Genomic DNA, 18,300 nt, shown 5'->3' with positions numbered 1-18,300 from the left:
CCGCCGTGTCCGAGACCGAGACCGGCTACGCGCAGAACTACGACGACGTCAGCATCTACACGCTGTCGCCCGAGCGTGAGCGTGAGATGATCGCCAAGCAGACCGAGTGCACTCTGACCTGGAACAACCGCGAGGGTCATCCGCTGGCGGTCATCATGAGCTATCTCGAGCGCGACGGCCATTTCTGGCTGAGTGCCACCAGGTCCCGCAAGAGGGTTCCCGCCCTCAAGCGGGATCCGCGTTCGAGCCTCGTCATCACCTCGGTCGGGACGGACATGGGTCCCAAGAAGACGATCACCTACAAGGGGCGGGTCATCATCCACGACGACGACGCCGACATCAAGGGGTGGTTCTACCCGGCCTTTGCCGAGCGCCTCCACGGCGAGCGGGGTCAGGCGAAGATGAACCAGTTCGTCGAGTTCCTCGACACCCCCGAGCGGGTGATCATCGAGTTCGTCCCGGAGTCCGACATCCGCTACGACGGTGACCTGATGGCCGCGGCCACGCCGCCGCCGGAGGGTTCGTGAAGGCTGCACCGTTTCGGTACCACGCGCCGAGCACGGTCGCCGAGGCGGTCGATCTGCTCACCGAGCACGGCGACGAGGCCAAAGTGCTCGCCGGCGGACAGAGCCTCGTTCCGATCATGGCCCTGCGCCTCGGGCGCTACGGGCACCTCGTCGATCTGAACCGGGTCGACGGCCTTCGAGGGGTTGAAGCCGCGAACGGCCACGTGAGGGTCGGGGCGATGACCACCCAGTCCGCCGTCGAACATGACCCGATGATCGCCGACCGGGTTCCTCTCGTTGCCGCCGCTGCGCCTCACATCGGTCACTTCCAGATCCGCAACCGGGGCACGGTCGGCGGGTCGATCGCCCACGCCGACCCGGCTGCGGAGCTCCCAGCCGTGGCTATGGCGCTCGACGCCGTCATGGAGGTCGGCGGGCCGGAGGGTGCCCGTGAGGTTCGCGCGGCCGACTTCTTCACCTCCATGTGGACGACCTCTCTCGCGGACAACGAGATCCTGACGGCCGTGCGATTCCCCGTACGGAGCGAGTTGCAGGGCTTCGCTGTCTCCGAGGTGGCCCGACGCCACGGGGACTTCGCTCTCGTCGGCACCGCGTGTGCCGTGAGTGTCGACGGGGGAGGGGTTGTCACCGACGCGGCGATCGCGCTGTTCGGGGTGGGGCCCACGCCGGTCCGGGCCGCGTCAGCCGAGGAGGCGCTCGTAGGCACGGGCCCCGACGCCGACCTCGGCGAGATCGGCCGACTCGCCCTGTCCGGGGTCGACCCCAACGACGACGTCCACGCGAGTGGTGACTACCGGCGAAGGGCCGGTGCGGCGATCGTCGCGCGGGCGCTGGGCACGGCACGTGACGAGGCGAGAGGGGGCCGGTCGTGAACGAGATCCCGGTGACGATGACCGTCAACGGCGAGGACAGGGCGGCGACGATCGAGCCGCGGCTGACCCTGGCCGACTACCTACGGAGCGAGTGCGGCCTCACCGGTACCCATCTCGCGTGTGAACACGGCGCCTGCGGCGCGTGCACCGTGTTGGTCGACGGCGCTGCGCAGCGGTCCTGTCTCGTCTTCGCGGTCCAGGCGCAGGGCGCGGAGATCACCACCGTCGAGGGTCTCGCGGAGGCCCCTGGCGAGCCCACGGCTGTCCAGCGCGCGTTCGAGGACTGCTACGGCCTCCAGTGCGGGTTCTGCACGCCGGGCTTCGTGGTCTCGGTCACGGCCTTCCTGCGTGACAACCCCGAACCAGACGACCGGGAGATACGTGAGGCCCTGTCGGGCAACCTGTGTCGGTGTACCGGCTACGGCGGAATCTACGCGGCGGTGCGCCAGGCGGCCGCCGAACTCGCCGAGGCCCAAGGGGGTGCGTCATGACCGCCGGACGCTACGTCGGGCAGTCGGTTGCCCGACGCGAACACCGCCCGCTCGTGACGGGTCATGGCCGCTACGTCGACGACGTGACCGTCGCGGGGATGGCCCACGCCGCATTCGTCCGCAGCGACGTGGCGCGCGGGACCATCACGGCGATCGACGTCGAGGACGCGCAGGCGGTCCCCGGGGTGTTCGCGGTGTACCTGGCCGCAGACCTGAACACGGTCTGTGGGCCGATCCACTCCACGCTGATGGGGCCGAACGCGCCCATGCCGCCGATGCGGGCGCTGGCCGAAGGCGACGTGCGTTTCGTCGGCGAACCGGTGGCGGTCGTGGTCGCCGAGAGTCGCGCCGTCGCCGAGGACGCCGCCGAGATGGTCGTCGTCGAGGTCGCGGCCCTGCCCGCAGTCGTCGATCCGGTTGCGGCCCTGACCGACACCGAGAACCTGGTCCACCCCGAGAAGGGAACGAATGTCGCCCAGGCGATGCCCGACACCGGCGGCCCGGACGTTGACGCCGCGTTCGCCGGCGCGGCGCAGGTGGTCACGGGTCGCTTCGCGCAGTCCCGCGGAACGAACGTGCCGATGGAACCGCGCGGCCTCGTCGCATCGTGGGAGCCGGGCACGGGCGAGTTCACGGCCCACGTGTCGTCTCAGAATCCCCACGAGTACCACGCCCACTTCGCCCGGGTGCTCGGCATAGACCATCACCGGGTCCGGGTTCTCACCGACCAGGTCGGTGGAGGGTTCGGCCAGAAGGTGTTCGTCTCGCGCGACGAGACGTGCGTCGCCGTTGCGGCCAAGCTTCTCGGCCGTCCGGTGAAGTGGATCGAGGACCGGCGCGAGAACCTGATCGCGGCGAACCAGGCCCGCAACGAGATCGTGGACCTCGAGGTCGCCGTCGACGATGACGGCGCGATGGTGGCGATGAAGGCCCGGCATGTCGAGGACGTCGGGGCCTACGCCATCAACAGTCACGCGAGCGCGTCGGGTTCGATGTCCAACTTCATCACCGGCCCCTATCGGATCGGCCATCTCGGCTTCTCGTCGACGTCGGCCTATACGAACACCGTCGGTCGGGCGGCCTACCGCGGGCCGTGGCTGATGGAGACCACCGCCCGCGAGCAGATGGTCGACCGCGTCGCGCGGGCGATCGGTATGGACCCTCTCGAGTTCCGGCGTCGCAACACGGTCACCGCAGCCGAGTTCCCGTTCTCGATGCCCGGTGGTGTGCCGATCGACCGGGTGTCGCTCACCGAGGTGCTCGACCAGGCGGCCGAGATGATGGACTACGACGGCTTCCGTGTCCGACAGGCTGCGGCCCTCTCGGAAGGGCGCCACCTGGGGCTGGGTATCAGCGCGTACATCGAGCCGTCGGGTATCGCCTTCGGTGCGCTGGCCACAGAGCAGGCCAACATCCGCATCGACGCCGCCGGCAAGGTCCGGATCATGATGGGATCCGGGGACCACGGTCAGAACACCGCCACGACGATGCGCCAGTTGGTCGCCGAGTACCTCGGGTGCGACATCGACGACGTCACCTACTCCCAGCACGACACCACGGCCACGCCGCACGGGTCGGGCACAGCGGGGAGTCGCACCGCAGTGATCTTCGGCGGAGCGGCCATCGGCGCATCCAAGCGTCTTCGCGAGAAGGTGGCGGAGATCGCTGCCCACCTGCTCGAAGCGTCGCCCGACGACATCGAGATCGTCGGCAGTGAGGCGTTCGTGGCCGGCACGCCGTCACGGTCGGTCGGTTTCGCCGAGATCGCCGCCGCCGCCTACCTGGCTCCGGACCGTCTGCCACCCGGCGTCGAGCCCGGCCTGGAGGCCGTCCACCGCTACCGGCCACCCAGCCTCTTCACGCTGTCGAACTCGTGTCACATGTGCACGGTCGAGGTGGACGCGGCGACGGGGATGGTCACCTTCGACCGCTACGTGGTCAGCGAGGACTGCGGCCCGATGATCAACCCGACCGTGGTCGAGGGTCAGATCGTCGGTGGTGTGGTCCAGGGGATCGGCACCGCGCTGTACGAGAACATGGCCTACGACCCGGACGGGAACCCGCTCGCGTCCACCTTCCTCGACTACGTCCTGCCGGGTGCAGCCGAGATGCCCGAGATCGAGATCGGCCACATCGAGTCCCCGTCGGCGTCAGAGGGCGGCTTCAAGGGCGTCGGTGAGGGCGGGACGATCGGTGCGATCGCCTGCGTCGCCAACGCCGTCAACGACGCGATCGCCCCCCTCGGCGCCCACATCGACCGCCTCCCGATGGGCCCCTCGGAGGTTCTGGCGGCGATCGACAGCGCCGGTGGCGCCTGAGTCTCGGCGCTGGCGCTTCGCGTCGGGTTCGCAGGCTTGGGCCGCGCCAATGTCATAGCGAAACAGTGCGCTGGCGCTTCGCGTCGGGTTCGCAGGCCTGTGCCGCGCCAACGTCATAGCGAAAGTCGCGGCGGACGGGTGGTTCGCATCCGGACGCCCTCACCGGGGGCCCCTGCTGCGACGAAGCACGGAAGGGGATTTTCGCTATGACACTGGCGCGAGGCATGTGCCTAGCCGCTCGAGCTATCTCACCGGTCCAAGGACGGATCGGCGCCGTCCGCGCGGGGCGAGTGGGCCCGGCGTGGTCAGCGGCCCCAGCCGAGCGGTCCGGCGACCTCGGCGCCGAAGCGCTCGAGCAGCGCCATCGCGTCCGCATGGGACTGGCCGGGCCACTGGACCTTGAGGACGAAGTCCGACATCGGCACCCGTGACGCGATCTCACCGAGCTGGTCCACGACCGCAGGGCCGTCGCCGAGCACGAAACGCGTGTCGAGCCAGGAGTCGCCCCCGAGACCATCATCGAGGTCGAGCCCCCACGACGAATAGGTCCCGTAGCGCGACGCCGCGCCGACGGCGACGAGTTCACGGGCCTCGGCCATCGAATCCGCGAGGTACAGCTCACGCCGGACGGGGATCGGGGATCGCCCTGACAATCCGCGGGCGGCGCGTTCCTCCAGGTACATCTCGTAGAGGTCGAAGAGCTCCCGGTGCGTCGGGAAAGGGGGCACGTACCACGCGTCGGCGAGTCGCCCGGCGCGCCGCACCGAGGCCTCCGCCTGGGCGCCGATCCAGATCGGCAGGGAGTCCTGGACGGGGAGGACTGACGTCTCGACCTCATCGAGTTGGAAGAACTCCCCATGGTGCGTGACGGGCTGGCCTGACCACAGGGCACGGATGACCGATATGGACTCCTCGAAACGGTCCGTGCGGCGGCTCCGGTCGATACCGAAGGCGTCGAACTCCTTCGGTGCGTAGCCGATGCCCACACCGAGGATCGCCCGCCCCCCACTGATGCCGTCGAGGGTGGCGACCTCCTCGGCGACGGCGAGTGGATGGTGCAGCGGCAGCAGCAGGATCCCGGTGGCCACCCGCAGCGTCGGAAACATCGTCGCCAGCGAAGCGAGCCACGGGATGGGTTGGATGTAGCGCAGCGCCGGTGCGGCGAAGTGCTGGCCGGCGCAGACCAGGCCGAAGCCGATGTCGGTGGCGAGACCGATCAGTTCGTGATGCTCGGCGATCTGGTCTTCGATCGGAACCGAGCGGTCATGAACCGATGTCAGCAGCAGCCCCAGTCCCGGGCCGTTCCCGTCGCTCATCGAAGATCCCTCCGGTCGGCAATTGATGCGAAACATTCGCTACAATATCGCGACACATCACGGCTTACGGGGGGAGAGGATGTCGCAAAGCATCGCCATCGGTTGTGGATCGGCCTATGCCACGGACCGCCTCGACTGGGCCGTCGAGTTGGCCGACAGTGGACTGGTCGACTTCATGTGTTTCGACCGCCTCGCGGAGCGGACTCTCGCCCTGGCGCAGATCCGCCGCCTGAACGACGAGACCACTGGTCAGGACCCGTTCCTCCCCGAGATCACCGAGGCCTTCGCTCCCTTCCTGGCGCGAGGTGGGACGATGATCGGCAACTTCGGCGCGGCCAACCCCGCCGCCGCGGCCGACGACGTGGCGGCCGGCCTCCGGAAGGCGGGCCTCGAGGGCATCCGGATCGGGGTCGTGTACGGCGACGACGTACTGGATCACGTTCTCGACCAGGACCTCGAGCTCGACGAGCTCGGGACGTCTGCCAGGGCGATCCGGGACAAGATCGTCTCGGCCAACGCCTACATCGGTGCGGAGCCCATCGTCGACCTCCTCGAGGAGGGGGCCAGGTTCGTCCTAGGGGGTCGCATCGCGGACCCGTCGCTGTTCGTCGCCCCGATCTGCTGGAAGCTCGGCTGGGCTCTCGACGACTGGGACCGTGTGGCCCGGGCCACCGTCGTCGCCCACCTCCTCGAGTGCGGCACACACTCGACGGGCGGCAACTACACCGATCCGCCCTACCGCGAGCTCGACCTCACCCGCCTCGGGTTCCCGATGGCGGTCGTCGACGAACGCGAGGCCGTGATCACCAAGCTCGACGGGACAGGCGGTGCCGTCGACATCGGGACCCAGCGGACCCAGCTCGCCTACGAGGTCCACGACCCGGCTGCCTACCTCACTCCCGACATCAGCGCCGACTTCTCCCAGGTCACCCTCGAGCAGGTCGGCCCCGACCGAGTGCGGGTCTCGGGCGCCACGGGCAACCCCCGGCCGGACACGTTGAAGGTGCTCGTCGGCGTGGACCTCGGGTTCAAGGTCATCAGCGAGTCGAGCTTCGGCGGCCCCGGCTGTATCGAACGGGCCCGATCCGCAGCCGATCTGGTCCGTGTCCGGCTCGAGAGCCTCGCGGCCGGGATCGACGACCTGCGCACCGACCTGATCGGCGTGGACTCGCTGTTCGGTGACCGCATGTCCGGCGGCGAGCCGGTCGAGGTTCGTCTTCGCATCGCCGCCCGTACGCACGACAAGGTGACCGCCGACGCCGTCGCGGCGGAGGCCGACCATCTCTGGATGGGACCGAACGGCGCAGGGGGCATCTTCACCCGGACCGTGCCTGCGATCGGCGTGACGCCTGCCTTCCTGCCGCGAGATGATGTCAAGCTCCGTACCGAGGTGATCGAGGCATGACCAAGCTCCGTGAGATCGCGTACAGCCGTTCGGGGGACAAGGGCGACATCTCCAACGTGTGCGTCTTCCCCTACGACGATGCCGACTACGACCGACTGCGAGCGGCGCTGACCGTCGATGTGGTCCGGGAGAAGTACGGGGCGCTCGTCACCGGTGACATCGTTCGCTACGAACTCCCGGGAACGTGCGGGTTGAACTTCGTGATGTACGGCGCTCTCGACGGTGGCGTGTCCATCAGTCTGCGCGCCGACCCGCACGGCAAGTCCATGCAGAACCTGATCCTCGACATCGACGTCTGAGCAGGAGCAACCGATGACAGACACGACTGCCGATGCGCTCGCCACGGTCCGCTCGGCGGTGACCGCCGACGTCGTCTCCCGGTTCCGGCGCGAGGGGTGGATCCGGCTACCGAGACTGCTCTCCGACGACGAAGTTGCGCGGGTGCGCGAGATCTACGCCATCGAGGAGGAGACCGGGACGTCGAAGCTCATGGGCGACGTAACCGGTGACGACGACGACCGGTTCGCGTACCAGCGGGATCCGAAGATGACGAAGATGTGGTCCAACCGCATCGACCTGCGTCTCCGGTGGCCTGAGCTCCAACGGATCGTCGCCCTCTACGCCATCGTTGCGCGTTCGCTACTCGGCGCCGACGACGTGCGCGTCTTCTGGGACAAGACGTTCACGAAGCCCACGGCTGCCGAGGGGACCCGTGAATCCGTCTGGCACCAGGATCTCCCCTACAACCCCATCGACCGGCGCGGCTTCATGTCCGTGTGGTTCGCCGTCACCGACGTGACCGCCGAGATGGGAGCGATGCGCTTCGTCCCCGGCTCGCACCGGCTGGGTCCGCTCGGACGCTTCGACCTCGTGGGCGACGAGCACACCTGGGACTTCGCTCTGAGGCCCGAGGACCGCGACCTGGTCGGCGAACCCGTCACGGTCCCCCTCGCCGCCGGCGAGGCCACGGTCCACGACGGGCTGACCCTGCACGGGGCCGGCCCGAACCTGACCGACACGCCACGACGGGGCTGGACGATGATCTTCATTCCGGCGGATACCCGCTGGACCGGTGGTCCCCATCCCCATGCCGACAACAACATCGCCGGAATGGTGATGAACGACACCTTCGACGACGAGCGGTTCCTGGTCGACTGGGCCGCGATCGGGCGGGACTGACCGGGTCAGTGGCCGGCGAGGCTCGCCCGTAGTTCGACCTTGCGGACCTTGCCGGTGGCCGTGCGCGGGAGGTCGTCGACCACGTGTATCTCGCGGGGAACCTTGAGCCGGGCGAGGTACGACGCGCAGTGCTCGTGGATGTCGTCCAGCACGAGATGGGCGCCGGGCGCACCCACGATGAACGCGACCGGTGCCTCCCCCCAGGTCGCGTCGGGAACGCCGACGACGGCCGCCTCGCCGACGGCGGGGTGCTCGTGGAGTACGGCCTCGATCTCGCTCGGGTAGACGTTCACACCGCCCGAGATCAACATGTCCTTGGCCCGCCCGACGATGAACACGTAGCCAGCCTCGTCCATCCGGCCGAGGTCGCCCGTGCGGAGCCATCCGTCGACGATCGCCTCTGCCGTCGCGTCGGGGCGGTTGCGGTAGCCGGCCATGACCTTCTCGGTGCGGACGCAGATCTCGCCCACATCGCCGGCAGGGAGTGTCTCGCCGGCCTCGGAACGGATCTCCATCTCGACGCCGGGAACCGGACGGCCACAGGAGGCGAGCAGGCCCGGTTCGTGTGCGATCGCATGGTCGTGGTCGGCGGGGGTGAACGCCGTGAGGTTGGTGACGGCCTCGGTGAGGCCGTACCCCTGGTAGAGGCCGGCGTCGAGGTCGCGGTGGGCCCGTTCGATCAGCGGCGTCTCCGTCGGAGCGGCGCCGTAGACGATGAGGCGCAGGCTGGAGAGGTCATGATCGGCGCGTCCCGGATGGTCGAGGATCCGACGTAGCTGCACCGGGACCCACACGGCGATGGTGACCCCGTGCGTCTCGACTGCACGCAGGCAGTCCTCGACATCGAAGCGGGGGAGTACGACGTGGGTCTGGCCGTCGACCATCATCGAAGTGATCCTCGTGCCGGTGGCAGCGTGATACAGCGGCGTGGAGGAGAGGAACACGTCGGTGGTCCGGAACTCCTGCACGACGGCCATCGTCAGCCCGTTGAAGGTCAGGCCGCGTTGGGTGAGGCACACGCCCTTGGGCCGTCCCGTGGTCCCGCTGGTGTAGATCACCAGTGCCACGTCGTCCTCGTGGGCGATATCGCCGTCCCATGGTTGTGCTCGGAGGGCTTCGGCCCACTCCGGCCCGGAGGTGTCGATCAGCGGCGTCGGGTCGGCGGCGCGCCCGAGCGCTACGGCGTGGTCGTGATCGGCGATCGCGAGCACCGGGTCGGCGTCGCCCACGATGTAGGCGATCTCGGGGTCTGCGAGATGGGTGTTGACGGGAACCGCCGCGGCGCCGAGGTGTGCGACAGCGAGATAGACGTCGAAGTAGGTGAGGCCGTTGTCGGCCATCAACACGACACGATCGCCGCGCCCCACGCCCCGGGACGCCATTGCCCCGGCCACGCGACGGACCCTGTCGGCGAGGGCTCGGTAGGTCAACGACGCGCCGTCGACCACGGCGACGGCGGTGCGATTCGCATGGAGAACTGCGTTGCGTTCGAGAAGGTCGATGACGCGCACCACAGACTCCCTTCGTGTCGATATCAGGGCGTATGGTTGCACACGATTCCGACTGGAGAGGCAACGATGGATCTGGACTACGTGAAGGTCACCGTTCACGACGGCATCGCCGAGGTCGTGTTGAACCGGCCGCCGGTCAACGCGATCAACCAGCCGATGTACGACGAGATCAACCGGGTCTTCGCCCACATCGACGACTTCGGCGATGTCGTGGTCGCGATCCTGCGCGGGGAGGGCAAGCACTTCTGCGGCGGAAACGACCTCGACGAGTTCGCCACGTTGACGCCCGAGAACTCACCGGAACGGATGTGGCACGTCCGCGAGGCGTTCTGGGCGGTGTACGACTGCGCGGTACCGGTCGTCTCGGCGGTGCGGGGCGTGGCGATCGGCTCGGGACTGTGCCTCGCCGCGTCGGCCGACGTCATCGTCGCGAGCGAGACGGCGCGGTTCGGTCTGCCGGAGATCACCGTCGGGGTCATGGGAGGAGCGCGTCACGCGGCGCGTCTCGCACCCCACATGGTGGTGCGCCGCCTCTTCTTCAGCGGTGAACCCGTGCCGGTCGCACAACTCGAGCCCTACGGGGCCATCACAGCGATCGTGGCGGACGACGAACTCGAGGACGAGGCACGTCGACGGGCCGCGGCGATCGCGCGGCACAGTCCGATCGCGCTGCGCTACGCCAAGAAGGCTCTCAACGAGACCGAGTACATGGATCTGAAGCTCGGCTACGAGCGGGAGCAGTCCTTCACGCACGTGATGTCGGGCACCGCGGACTCCAAGGAGGCGGTTGCCGCCTTCTTCGAGAAGCGTCCACCGGTCTACAAGGGGCGTTGAACCCCGGCGGGATTCGACATCGTCGAAGCGGGATAGAAAGGATCACGATCAGCAACCCCTTCCCCGAGGAGTAATTCGTGCCCTACCGCGTTGTCTGTGCACTGCTCGTCCTTTTTGCACTCCTTGCCGCATCCTGCGGCGGTGGCTCTCCGGAGGAACAACTCGTCGGATCACTGTCTGACGGCGACATCGAGATCGATGAGAACGACGGAGGCGTCTCCTTCGGCTTCGACGACGGTGAGGGGACCATGGGGGAGAATCTCGACACGCCGGGCTGGGTCCCCGAGGGCTTCCCCCTACCCGAGGGGCTGAGTATCCAGCTCGCAGTGGACGAGGACGGTGTCCAGACGATTCTCGGTCGACTCGACGGCGACACCGCTCCCGACGGATATCGCGGGGCCGTGTTGAGCTGGCTCGACGCGAACGGCTACGAGGTCCTCGACGACATCACGTCAGGCCTCGGCGAAGGAGGTTTCCGCCTCTCTGCTGTCGACGGTGCCGGCCGGGTGATCGACCTCGACGCCGCTCGGGGGGCTTTCGAGTTGCAGCAGAGCATGCGTGACGTGACCTTCGACCGTCAGGACGCCGCCGAGACGGTGGAGTCCTCCGGGGTCGCGACCGTCACCTTCGACGGCGAGACCCAGACCGCGCAGGGCGAATGTCGGATCCAGGGCGCCGACTACTCCTTCGAGGCGTTCGGCGAGGACGGTGGCCCAACGGTGACACTGGAGGTCTTCACACTGGGTGATCCGACGACGGGTTCGGGCTTCGTGCAGTTCATCGGCGACGAGATCCGCCAGTACGCCGTCACGCTCACGTCGCCTGCCGCCGCGGATGCCGTGGTCTCCGCCGACCAGATGTCATTCGGCATCTCCGGCGGGTGGTCGAACGCGTTGGACTTCTCGCCTGTCGAGGGCTCCGTCTCGGTCGACTGTGGTGGCTGAGCAACGCTCGACCGGGGCGCTCGACGAGGGTGAACCAGGTGATCGCTTCGAGGTGCTCTCCGGGCTGGAAGGGGCGCTGACGTTGCGTACGGCGTCGAACCCGAGCCTTCGCTACAATAACCTGGATCTAGTCGTATGAATCGAACAGACCGACGCGATCGGCGCTGTCATAGGGGGAACCATGAGGAAGAAATCAGTCCTGAGGATGCTGGCGTTGCTGGCGGTGTTGGCGATGCTCGCCGCAGCGTGTGGTGACGATGACGACACGTCGGCGGGCGGTGACGACGGTGGGGCGTCCGACGACGGTGGGGCGTCCGACGACAGTGCGGCCTCAGATGACGGCGGCGACGACGGCGCGATGGAGGTGCCGTCCAACCCCGACGAGGGCGTGACCGATGACACGATCACCGTCGGTTGGATGGGCGATCTCACCGGCCCGACGGCGTCGTCACAGGTGTCGGCGAACTCCGGCACCGATTCCTATTTCACGTGCCTCAACGAGCGTGGGGGCCTGTTCGGCCGCCAGATCGAGTACCTGGCCGAGGACGACCAGTATTCCGCTGAGGCCGCAACGGTGAACTTCGCCAAGCTCACCGGGGACGACCACGTGCTCGCCCTCTTCGGGCTCAACGGCTCGCATATCGCGACGCAGCTCACACCCCAGGTCGAGGAGCTGAACCTGCCGGTGATCGGGATCCTGCAGACCATCGATATCCAGGTCTCCAGCCCGCAATTCTTCAACACCCTTGCGCACTACGGCGACATGGCCGACATGGCGATGGTGCAGATCGCCGCGGACCTCGGCAGCGTGGAAGACGCCGTCGTCGCAGGCATCAGCCTCGAGGTGCCATCGGGTCAGGAGTATCAGGCCTACATCCAACAGGAGGTCGAGGAGCGCGGCGGTACGTACACGAAGGCGCTCTTCATGGCACCGGGCGCCACCGAGGTGACCGCCCAGATGCTCGAACTGCAGCAGCTCGTCGACGAGGAGGGCGTCAACTACGTCACCCTCCACGGTTCCGCGGCTTCGGCACTCGTCGCTCTCCAGGGCATGTCCGACGCGGGTCTCACCGAGCTCCCCGTCGTGGGCAATCAGGGTGTGGCCATCCCGACGGTCTTCAGTGAAGGTCCTGCTGACGTCGTGGACCAGGTCTACGGCGCCCACTCGTTCCTGCCGCCCACCGTCGAGAGCCCCCAGTCCGCGGAGATGGCACGCTGTGCCGAGCTGGCCGGTCACACCGACGCCCTCAAGGACATCATCTTCACTCAGGGCTGGGTCGCCGCGATGGTCTTCGAAGAGGCGGCGACCCGTGCGGTCGACGCGACCGGCGAGCTCACACGCGCCGGGCTGACCGATGCCCTTCACGGTACGTTCGACCCCCAGGGTCTGACGTGTCCTATCGACTGGACCAACAGCCAGCACAGCCCGTGCGCGGCGGCGTTCACCGCATCGCCGGACTCCGAGGGTCTCGTGCCGGCGCACCCCTTCGAGTTCTACTCGGACGCACTCGACGGCGAGTACGGCATCGAGTACTGAGCCACCTGGTCGACTGAGCCTGGTCGCCGCACCCGATGGTGCCGGCGGCCAGGCTCAGCTCCCACCGACGATGACGGCGACCGAGGCGACACCGATCGGGTTCGTGTCGCACCGGTCCTGGAGCCCGGCCACGTCGATGTCGGCCGGTACGGGTCCCGGCAGGGCGCACAACACGAACTGCACCCGGTGGCCGGTTGTCGACACACCCGCCCAGGTGGTGACGCCATCCGGACGCTCCACCTCGAACGCCCCGGCGGGGAGCGCTCCTGTGCGAATGCCGGCGCTCCTCGGGGGCAGCCCCGCCACCGCCCAGCGCACCCGCTCATCAGGCGCGGCGTCGGCGTCGCGGGCGATGAGGGCCAACTCGGCGGTCCCGGCCGGAATGTGTGTCCACACGATGTCCGGTGGCTCGCCGTCGACGCCGGTAAGCCCCGGGTCGACGACGTCGCCGGGTTGGAAGGCGACCCCGCGGATCGCCATCCCGCCGGGGCCGTCCGCGAGGTTCGCAACGACGCCGACCGTCGGAACCGGCGTCACGGTCCCGTCCGGTGTGGTCAGCTCGCGCCCTGAGGTCCCACATGAGGTCGCCATCATGATCACCACGGCGCATGTGACCACGACGGGACGGATCGACCTCACCCCCGGGAGGGTAGGAGGCGGTGCCGTGCGCGGGGCGGCGCGGCCGATGCGACACACTGGTCGGCCGATCCCCCATGGCACGACTGCGACGACATGACGACGATCGCGCCGAGGCGCGCAGTCTCTCCGAACGCCTCGGCGGTTCGGAGGCGACGGAGAGCTTCGTCGCGCTCGGGCTCCTGGCTGTCACCGCCGTGGTCGCCGGGGTCGTCCTCGGGCAGAGCACCGGAGAACTCGAGGAGCTCCCCGGACTCCTGTTGATGGTCCCAGCCGCCATCGCGTTGCGGGGCAACATCTTCGGTGCGCTCGGTTCGCGACTCGGCACGGCGATCCATGCCGGCACCTACCGGCTCTCGCTGCGCCCGGGAACCGTCGTGGGTGAGAACGTCATCGCGTCGATGGTCCTCACGCTGCTGCTGTCGTTCGTGCTCGCGATCCTCGCCAAGGCCACCGCAGTCGGTTTCAACGTCGAGAGTTCGATCTCGATCGACGAGTTCGCCGTCATCAGCGTGGTCGGGGGTCTGCTTGCGTCGCTGTTCGTCGTCGTCATCGCTCTGGGGCTGGCTGCGGGCTCGGTTCGTTTCGGCTGGAATCCCGACAATGTGACGGCCCCGCTCGTCACCGCGGCTGGCGACGCGATCACCCTTCCGGCGCTGCTCGTCGCCGTGCCACTGGTGAACCACAGCGGTCTCGCACCCACTTTGGCTGCGCTGCTCGGTGCGATCACCGTCGTCGGGCTGGTCGTCACGCTCCGGCTGCGTCGCCCGTCGATCCACCAGATCATGCGTGAGTCGATCCCCGTTCTCGCGGTGGCGATCGTTCTGGACCTGGTCGCCGGGGTGACCGTCGAGAAGCAGCGCGAGGATCTCGCCGCACTGCCGGTGCTGCTCGTGCTGCTACCCGGGTACCTGGCGGCGGCCGGCGCTCTGGGCGGGATCTTGTCCAGTCGGCTCTCCTCGAAACTCCACCTGGGCCTCACCAGGGCGGGCGCCGTCCCCGATCGCGGTGCACGGGTGGATCTGCGGACCACCTTGCTTCTGGCCCTGCCCGTCTACCTGCTGGTCGCGTTGTTGTCCTCGGGCGCGGGGCAACTCACCGATCTCAGCGGGCCGGGCCTCGCCGACCTCCTGGCGGTGACTCTCGTCGGCGGACTCGTCGCGACCGTCGTCGTGATGGTGGTCGCCTACTACGGGACGATGTTCGCGGTCCGGTTCAACCTCGATCCCGACACTTACGGGATCCCGCTGGTGACGTCGACTCTCGATCTCGTCGGTGCATTCACGCTCGTATTCGCGCTCGAAGCCTTCGACGTGCTGCCATGACTAACCTCACAGGGACCTGATGGACGACAGACCACGCAATCTCCGCACGATGCTCTCCGAGGCGAAGGACCGCTCGGAGCTGATGGTGGACCTCGCCTACGCGGCGCTCTTCTTCGGCGACCCCGACATGGCCGAGGAGGTCGGCGAGCTCGAGGAGGACATGAACGAGCTCGTCCACGACATGCGCGCCATCTGTGTGATGGCGGTGCGCCATCCCCGTGACGCGGACGGCATGTCGTCGGTCCTGCAGGTCGTCTCCGCGGTCGAGCGCATCGCCAACGACGCGGTCGACATCGCCCGTATCGTCACGCACGAGATCGGGATTCCCGCCGAACTGGTGGCCGATCTCTCCGGAGCAGAGGAGGTCTCGCACCGGGTTCTCGTGCGAGAAGGCTCGCACATGGCCAACATGCCTATCTCGGCGCTCGAGTTGCCGGTGCAGACCGGCATGCGCATCGTCGCCGTGAAGCGTGACCGTGACTGGATCACCGACATCGACGGCGACGTCATCCTCGTCTCGGGAGACGCCCTGTTCCTACGGGGCGCACCGGAGGGGATCGTGCGCCTCCGCGAGCTTGCCGCGGCGGACCCGTGGCAGCCCGCCGAACCGCCCGAGGACCCGTGGCTGTCCGACCTGGATCGGGCCGTCGACGTCCTCGTCGAGATGAAGAACCTCTCGGAGGTGGCCGTGGGGCTCGCCTACTCGGCGCTCGTGCTCGGCGATCGGGGTCTCGCCGCCGAGGTCGAGCACCTCGAGAGCCGTCTCGACCAGATGAACGACCGCCTCGAACTATGGGTCCTGCGGGCGGCATCGGAGGCGATCGATCCTTCACCCCTGCGGGGACTGCTTCACCTGGCCAATGCGGCCGAGGACATCGGTGATCAGGCCAAGCAGATGGTCTGGCTCATCGCGGAGGGCGAGGAGATCCATCCGATCCTCGAGATCGCCCTGGGCGACTCCGACGAGGTGGTGATGATGGTCGAGGTCTGCGTCGGCTCCACCGCCGAGGGGGCGACCCTGGCGGAGCTCGCCCTCAACATCGAGCCGGGCTTCACGGTGCTCGCCATCCGTGCCGGTGAGCGGTACGCCTACAGGCCACGCGGCGGCCGTGCTCTCGAAGCGGGCGACGAGGTGATCGCCAGCGGGCCGGAGGAAGGGCGTGAGGCGTTGGCCCATCTGTTCGGATGGGTGTTCGAGCGCGATGAGGAGACGGGTGAGCACGTCCTCGTCCCCGCGGCCGATGTACCGGCCTGAGGGCGTGACCGGCTACTCGATCTGACGAGGCCGGTGCGTCGGCCGATAGCGTTCGTGTAATGGCCGACCGTCCCTGTCTGATGACGATCCACGCCCATCCCGATGACGAGGCCTCGAAGGGGTCCGCCACCGTCGCCCGCTACACCGATCAGGGTGCACGCGCTGTCCTCGTGTGCTGCACCGGAGGCGAGGAGGGTGACATCCTCAATCCCGCCCTGGACCGCCCTGAGATACGAGCGGATCTGGTCGAGGTGCGGCGTCGCGAGCTCGCCGAGGCGACGCGGATCATCGGCTACGACGCAACCCACCTCCTCGGCTACCGCGACTCGGGCATGCCCGACAGCGAGGCCAACGCCCGCAGCGACGCCTTCGCCAATGCTGACATCGACGAGGCGGTGGGTCGCCTGGTCCGCATCATCCGTGCAGAGCGCCCGCACGTGATCGTCACCTACAGCGACAACCAGCTGGGCTACCTGCATCCCGACCATCTGCGGGTGTACGACGTCACCGCCCCTGCCTGGGAGAAGGCCGGCGACCCGGAGGCCTATCCGGAGGCCGGCGAGCCCTGGACGCCGAGCAAGCTCTACTTCACCACGTGGTCGAAGACCCGGGTGGTGGCGACACACCAGAAGTTCGGCGAGCTGGGTCTCGAATCGCCCTACGACGACGACTGGTTCGAGCGTGAGTGGGACGACCACCGCATCACGACGCGGGTGGAGATCGGCCCGTGGTATGACCGTCGCGTGGGTGCGCTGCGCGCCCATGCGACCCAGGTGGATCCCGCCTCGCCGTTCTGGTTCGGTCTACCCGACGACGTCGCCCGGGGCGTGTACCCGTTCGACGACTACATCCTCGCCGACAGCCGCGTTCCCACGACGACACCCGAAGACGACCTCTTCGCAGGCATCGGAGGTCTCGAGCCGCTCGCGGCGGTCGAGGCCGTTCTCACCCGCTGACATGGCGTCGATCGGCACACCCGAGTGGTTGGAGGCATGCCTGGCGGCTGCCGGAGGCCACGATCTCGGCGACGGACCGTCGCTGACGGTGCAGTTCGAGGTGGCGGGATCTCCCGACGGAAAGGTCCGTTGGTGGGCGACACTCGCCGACGGGACGCCCACTGCCGCCGACACGGGTAAGGCCGATGCGCCTGATGTCACGGTGGAGGCGAAGTGGCCCGACTTCGAGCGGGTGTTGCGGGGCGAACTCGCCGCTGACCTCGCCTTCATGCAGGGGCGCCTCAAAGTCGACGGCGCGTACGAGACGTTCATTTTCGAGCAGCGGGCCTGGCTCTCGTCCGAACCCGTCGGCGATCTCGTCGACGGGATCGCCGCTCTGACCGACTGAGTCGTCGGCTCAACCCGCGGGGGTGAACACCCCCTCGAGGTGCCAGACTCCGGTGAAACCGCCGAAGGCTCCACCCTCGATCCCGCTCGTCCACTCGAGGACGAACTCGCCCGTTTCGGGGTCGATCGTTCCCGAAGGGTCGGTCGTGATGCCGCTGTCGGAGGGGGTCGCCGCCGGGGCGCCCTGATTGAATGCCATTCCGCCGTAGTAGGCGGTGAAGGCACCGGTCGAGCCCGTGAGAGACCCGTCGGTCGCGGTCAAGGTCACCGGGTCCAGCGTTGGGTCGGTGCCGACGGCGAAGTCGACGCCGAAGAAGGTGACCGGGGCCACAATTGCCGCGGCGAGACCGTTCCCACGCTCGTCGAAGGCAGGATCGGGAGCAGGTTGGTGCGCTCCCGTCGTGAGGCCGCCATCAGTACCCGGGGTCAGAAGCGAGTAGGTCGAGTCGTCGCAGGCGCTGTCGAAATTCTCGATGAAGGGACCGTCCAGGAGCGAGCCCTGAGGCTGGACCATGCGGAACCACGACCCGGACACGCCCGTGGCGTCGCAGGTACCGGCTGTGATTGTGAAGGTGCCGGTCAGGTCGCCTTCGAAACCTGCGGGAGGCTCTGCGGTGGGCTCAGGCGTCGCATCGTCGGGGGTCGCGGTGGTGGTCGTGGTTCCGGTGTCGTCGGCGCCATCAGAGGCGTCGTCGTCGTCACCTCCACACGCGGCCGCGACCAACGAGAACACGGCAAGTAGGGCGAGCAGGAATCGAACCGATCGTGAGGATGTCATTTCAGGATCCTTGGTGGAGGGCTGGTGAG

General features: G+C 68.1%; 18 protein-coding genes. 14 read left to right on the top strand and 4 right to left on the bottom strand.

The genetic code is table 11. The annotated features are described in order from the left end of the window. Positions 1-5 precede the first annotated feature (5 nt). The 4 genes from RIE08_12440 to RIE08_12425 are packed head-to-tail and all read left to right on the top strand — an operon-like array spanning position 6 to position 4,208. Positions 6-527 (top strand): pyridoxamine 5'-phosphate oxidase family protein, encoded by a 522-nt coding sequence (locus RIE08_12440; GenBank protein ID MEQ8718410.1) that lies wholly within the window; start codon positions 6-8, stop codon positions 525-527. Beyond that, positions 524-1,399, top strand: coding sequence for a xanthine dehydrogenase family protein subunit M (locus RIE08_12435; GenBank protein MEQ8718409.1), 876 nt, complete (start codon positions 524-526; stop codon positions 1,397-1,399). The genes RIE08_12440 and RIE08_12435 overlap by 4 nt, the downstream gene beginning before the upstream one ends. Continuing rightward, positions 1,396-1,890 carry a (2Fe-2S)-binding protein gene (locus RIE08_12430; GenBank protein ID MEQ8718408.1) on the top strand — a complete coding sequence of 165 codons (495 nt, stop codon included), beginning with the start codon at positions 1,396-1,398 and terminating at the stop codon, positions 1,888-1,890. Before RIE08_12435 ends, RIE08_12430 begins: the two co-directional genes overlap by 4 nt. Next, positions 1,887-4,208, top strand: a complete 2,322-nt coding sequence (locus RIE08_12425) for a xanthine dehydrogenase family protein molybdopterin-binding subunit (protein ID MEQ8718407.1) — start codon at positions 1,887-1,889, stop codon at positions 4,206-4,208. The genes RIE08_12430 and RIE08_12425 overlap by 4 nt, the downstream gene beginning before the upstream one ends. 305 nt (positions 4,209-4,513) lie before the next feature. Here RIE08_12425 and RIE08_12420 read toward each other — a convergent pair whose 3' ends face one another. Further along, positions 4,514-5,524 carry an LLM class flavin-dependent oxidoreductase gene (locus RIE08_12420; protein ID MEQ8718406.1) on the bottom strand — a complete coding sequence of 337 codons (1,011 nt, stop codon included), beginning with the start codon at positions 5,522-5,524 and terminating at the stop codon, positions 4,514-4,516. Positions 5,525-5,603: 79 nt separating this feature from the next. Here RIE08_12420 and RIE08_12415 point away from each other — a divergent pair, with 79 nt between their 5' ends. From RIE08_12415 to RIE08_12405, 3 genes are read left to right on the top strand one after another with little or no spacing between them, the layout of a single operon-like run. Next, the gene (locus tag RIE08_12415; GenBank protein ID MEQ8718405.1) at positions 5,604-6,929 is read left to right on the top strand and encodes an acyclic terpene utilization AtuA family protein; all 1,326 of its coding nucleotides are present in this window, start codon (positions 5,604-5,606) and stop codon (positions 6,927-6,929) included. Beyond that, positions 6,926-7,228, top strand: a complete 303-nt coding sequence (locus RIE08_12410; protein MEQ8718404.1) for a hypothetical protein — start codon at positions 6,926-6,928, stop codon at positions 7,226-7,228. Before RIE08_12415 ends, RIE08_12410 begins: the two co-directional genes overlap by 4 nt. A 13-nt stretch (positions 7,229-7,241) precedes the next feature. After that, positions 7,242-8,108, top strand: coding sequence for a phytanoyl-CoA dioxygenase family protein (locus tag RIE08_12405; protein ID MEQ8718403.1), 867 nt, complete (start codon positions 7,242-7,244; stop codon positions 8,106-8,108). Positions 8,109-8,113: 5 nt separating this feature from the next. Here RIE08_12405 and RIE08_12400 read toward each other — a convergent pair whose 3' ends face one another. Continuing rightward, positions 8,114-9,619 carry an AMP-binding protein gene (locus RIE08_12400; protein ID MEQ8718402.1) on the bottom strand — a complete coding sequence of 502 codons (1,506 nt, stop codon included), beginning with the start codon at positions 9,617-9,619 and terminating at the stop codon, positions 8,114-8,116. Positions 9,620-9,685: 66 nt separating this feature from the next. On the opposite strand from RIE08_12400, the gene RIE08_12395 reads away from it, so the two are divergent. The 3 genes from RIE08_12395 to RIE08_12385 all read left to right on the top strand — a co-directional run bounded on the left by RIE08_12395 (position 9,686) and on the right by RIE08_12385 (position 12,934). Further along, entirely contained in the window at positions 9,686-10,453 is a 768-nt protein-coding gene (locus RIE08_12395) for an enoyl-CoA hydratase-related protein (GenBank protein ID MEQ8718401.1), read from the top strand. A gap of 77 nt (positions 10,454-10,530) precedes the next feature. After that, positions 10,531-11,397 carry a hypothetical protein gene (locus tag RIE08_12390; GenBank protein MEQ8718400.1) on the top strand — a complete coding sequence of 289 codons (867 nt, stop codon included), beginning with the start codon at positions 10,531-10,533 and terminating at the stop codon, positions 11,395-11,397. Between the two features lie 181 nt (positions 11,398-11,578). Next, positions 11,579-12,934, top strand: coding sequence for an ABC transporter substrate-binding protein (locus RIE08_12385; protein ID MEQ8718399.1), 1,356 nt, complete (start codon positions 11,579-11,581; stop codon positions 12,932-12,934). A gap of 54 nt (positions 12,935-12,988) precedes the next feature. Here the strand turns inward: RIE08_12385 and RIE08_12380 are convergent, their stop codons facing one another. Further along, a complete protein-coding gene (locus tag RIE08_12380; GenBank protein MEQ8718398.1) occupies positions 12,989-13,573 on the bottom strand; it encodes a hypothetical protein in 585 nt (194 codons plus the stop codon). A 74-nt stretch (positions 13,574-13,647) separates the two neighbouring features. On the opposite strand from RIE08_12380, the gene RIE08_12375 reads away from it, so the two are divergent. Genes RIE08_12375 through RIE08_12360 form a run of 4 tightly spaced genes read left to right on the top strand, consistent with a single transcriptional unit; the run spans position 13,648 to position 17,494 of the window. After that, on the top strand, positions 13,648-14,895 hold the full coding sequence (locus RIE08_12375) for a magnesium transporter (GenBank protein MEQ8718397.1): 1,248 nt from the start codon (positions 13,648-13,650) through the stop codon (positions 14,893-14,895). A 19-nt stretch (positions 14,896-14,914) separates the two neighbouring features. Continuing rightward, a complete protein-coding gene (locus RIE08_12370) occupies positions 14,915-16,150 on the top strand; it encodes a PhoU domain-containing protein (protein MEQ8718396.1) in 1,236 nt (411 codons plus the stop codon). Positions 16,151-16,209: 59 nt separating this feature from the next. Continuing rightward, positions 16,210-17,106 (top strand): mycothiol conjugate amidase Mca, encoded by an 897-nt coding sequence (gene mca / locus RIE08_12365; protein MEQ8718395.1) that lies wholly within the window; start codon positions 16,210-16,212, stop codon positions 17,104-17,106. Position 17,107: 1 nt separating this feature from the next. Then, the gene (locus tag RIE08_12360) at positions 17,108-17,494 is read left to right on the top strand and encodes an SCP2 sterol-binding domain-containing protein (protein MEQ8718394.1); all 387 of its coding nucleotides are present in this window, start codon (positions 17,108-17,110) and stop codon (positions 17,492-17,494) included. A gap of 9 nt (positions 17,495-17,503) precedes the next feature. On the opposite strand, the gene RIE08_12355 is transcribed toward RIE08_12360, so the two are convergent. Then, a complete protein-coding gene (locus tag RIE08_12355; protein MEQ8718393.1) occupies positions 17,504-18,271 on the bottom strand; it encodes a hypothetical protein in 768 nt (255 codons plus the stop codon). Positions 18,272-18,300: the final 29 nt, after the last annotated feature.

It is taken from the genome of Acidimicrobiales bacterium, assembly GCA_040219085.1.
Classification (GTDB): Bacteria; Actinomycetota; Acidimicrobiia; order Acidimicrobiales; family JAVJTC01; genus JAVJTC01.
Note: the sequence above shows the minus strand (reverse complement) of the source record. Positions and strands in the feature narration are given on the sequence as shown.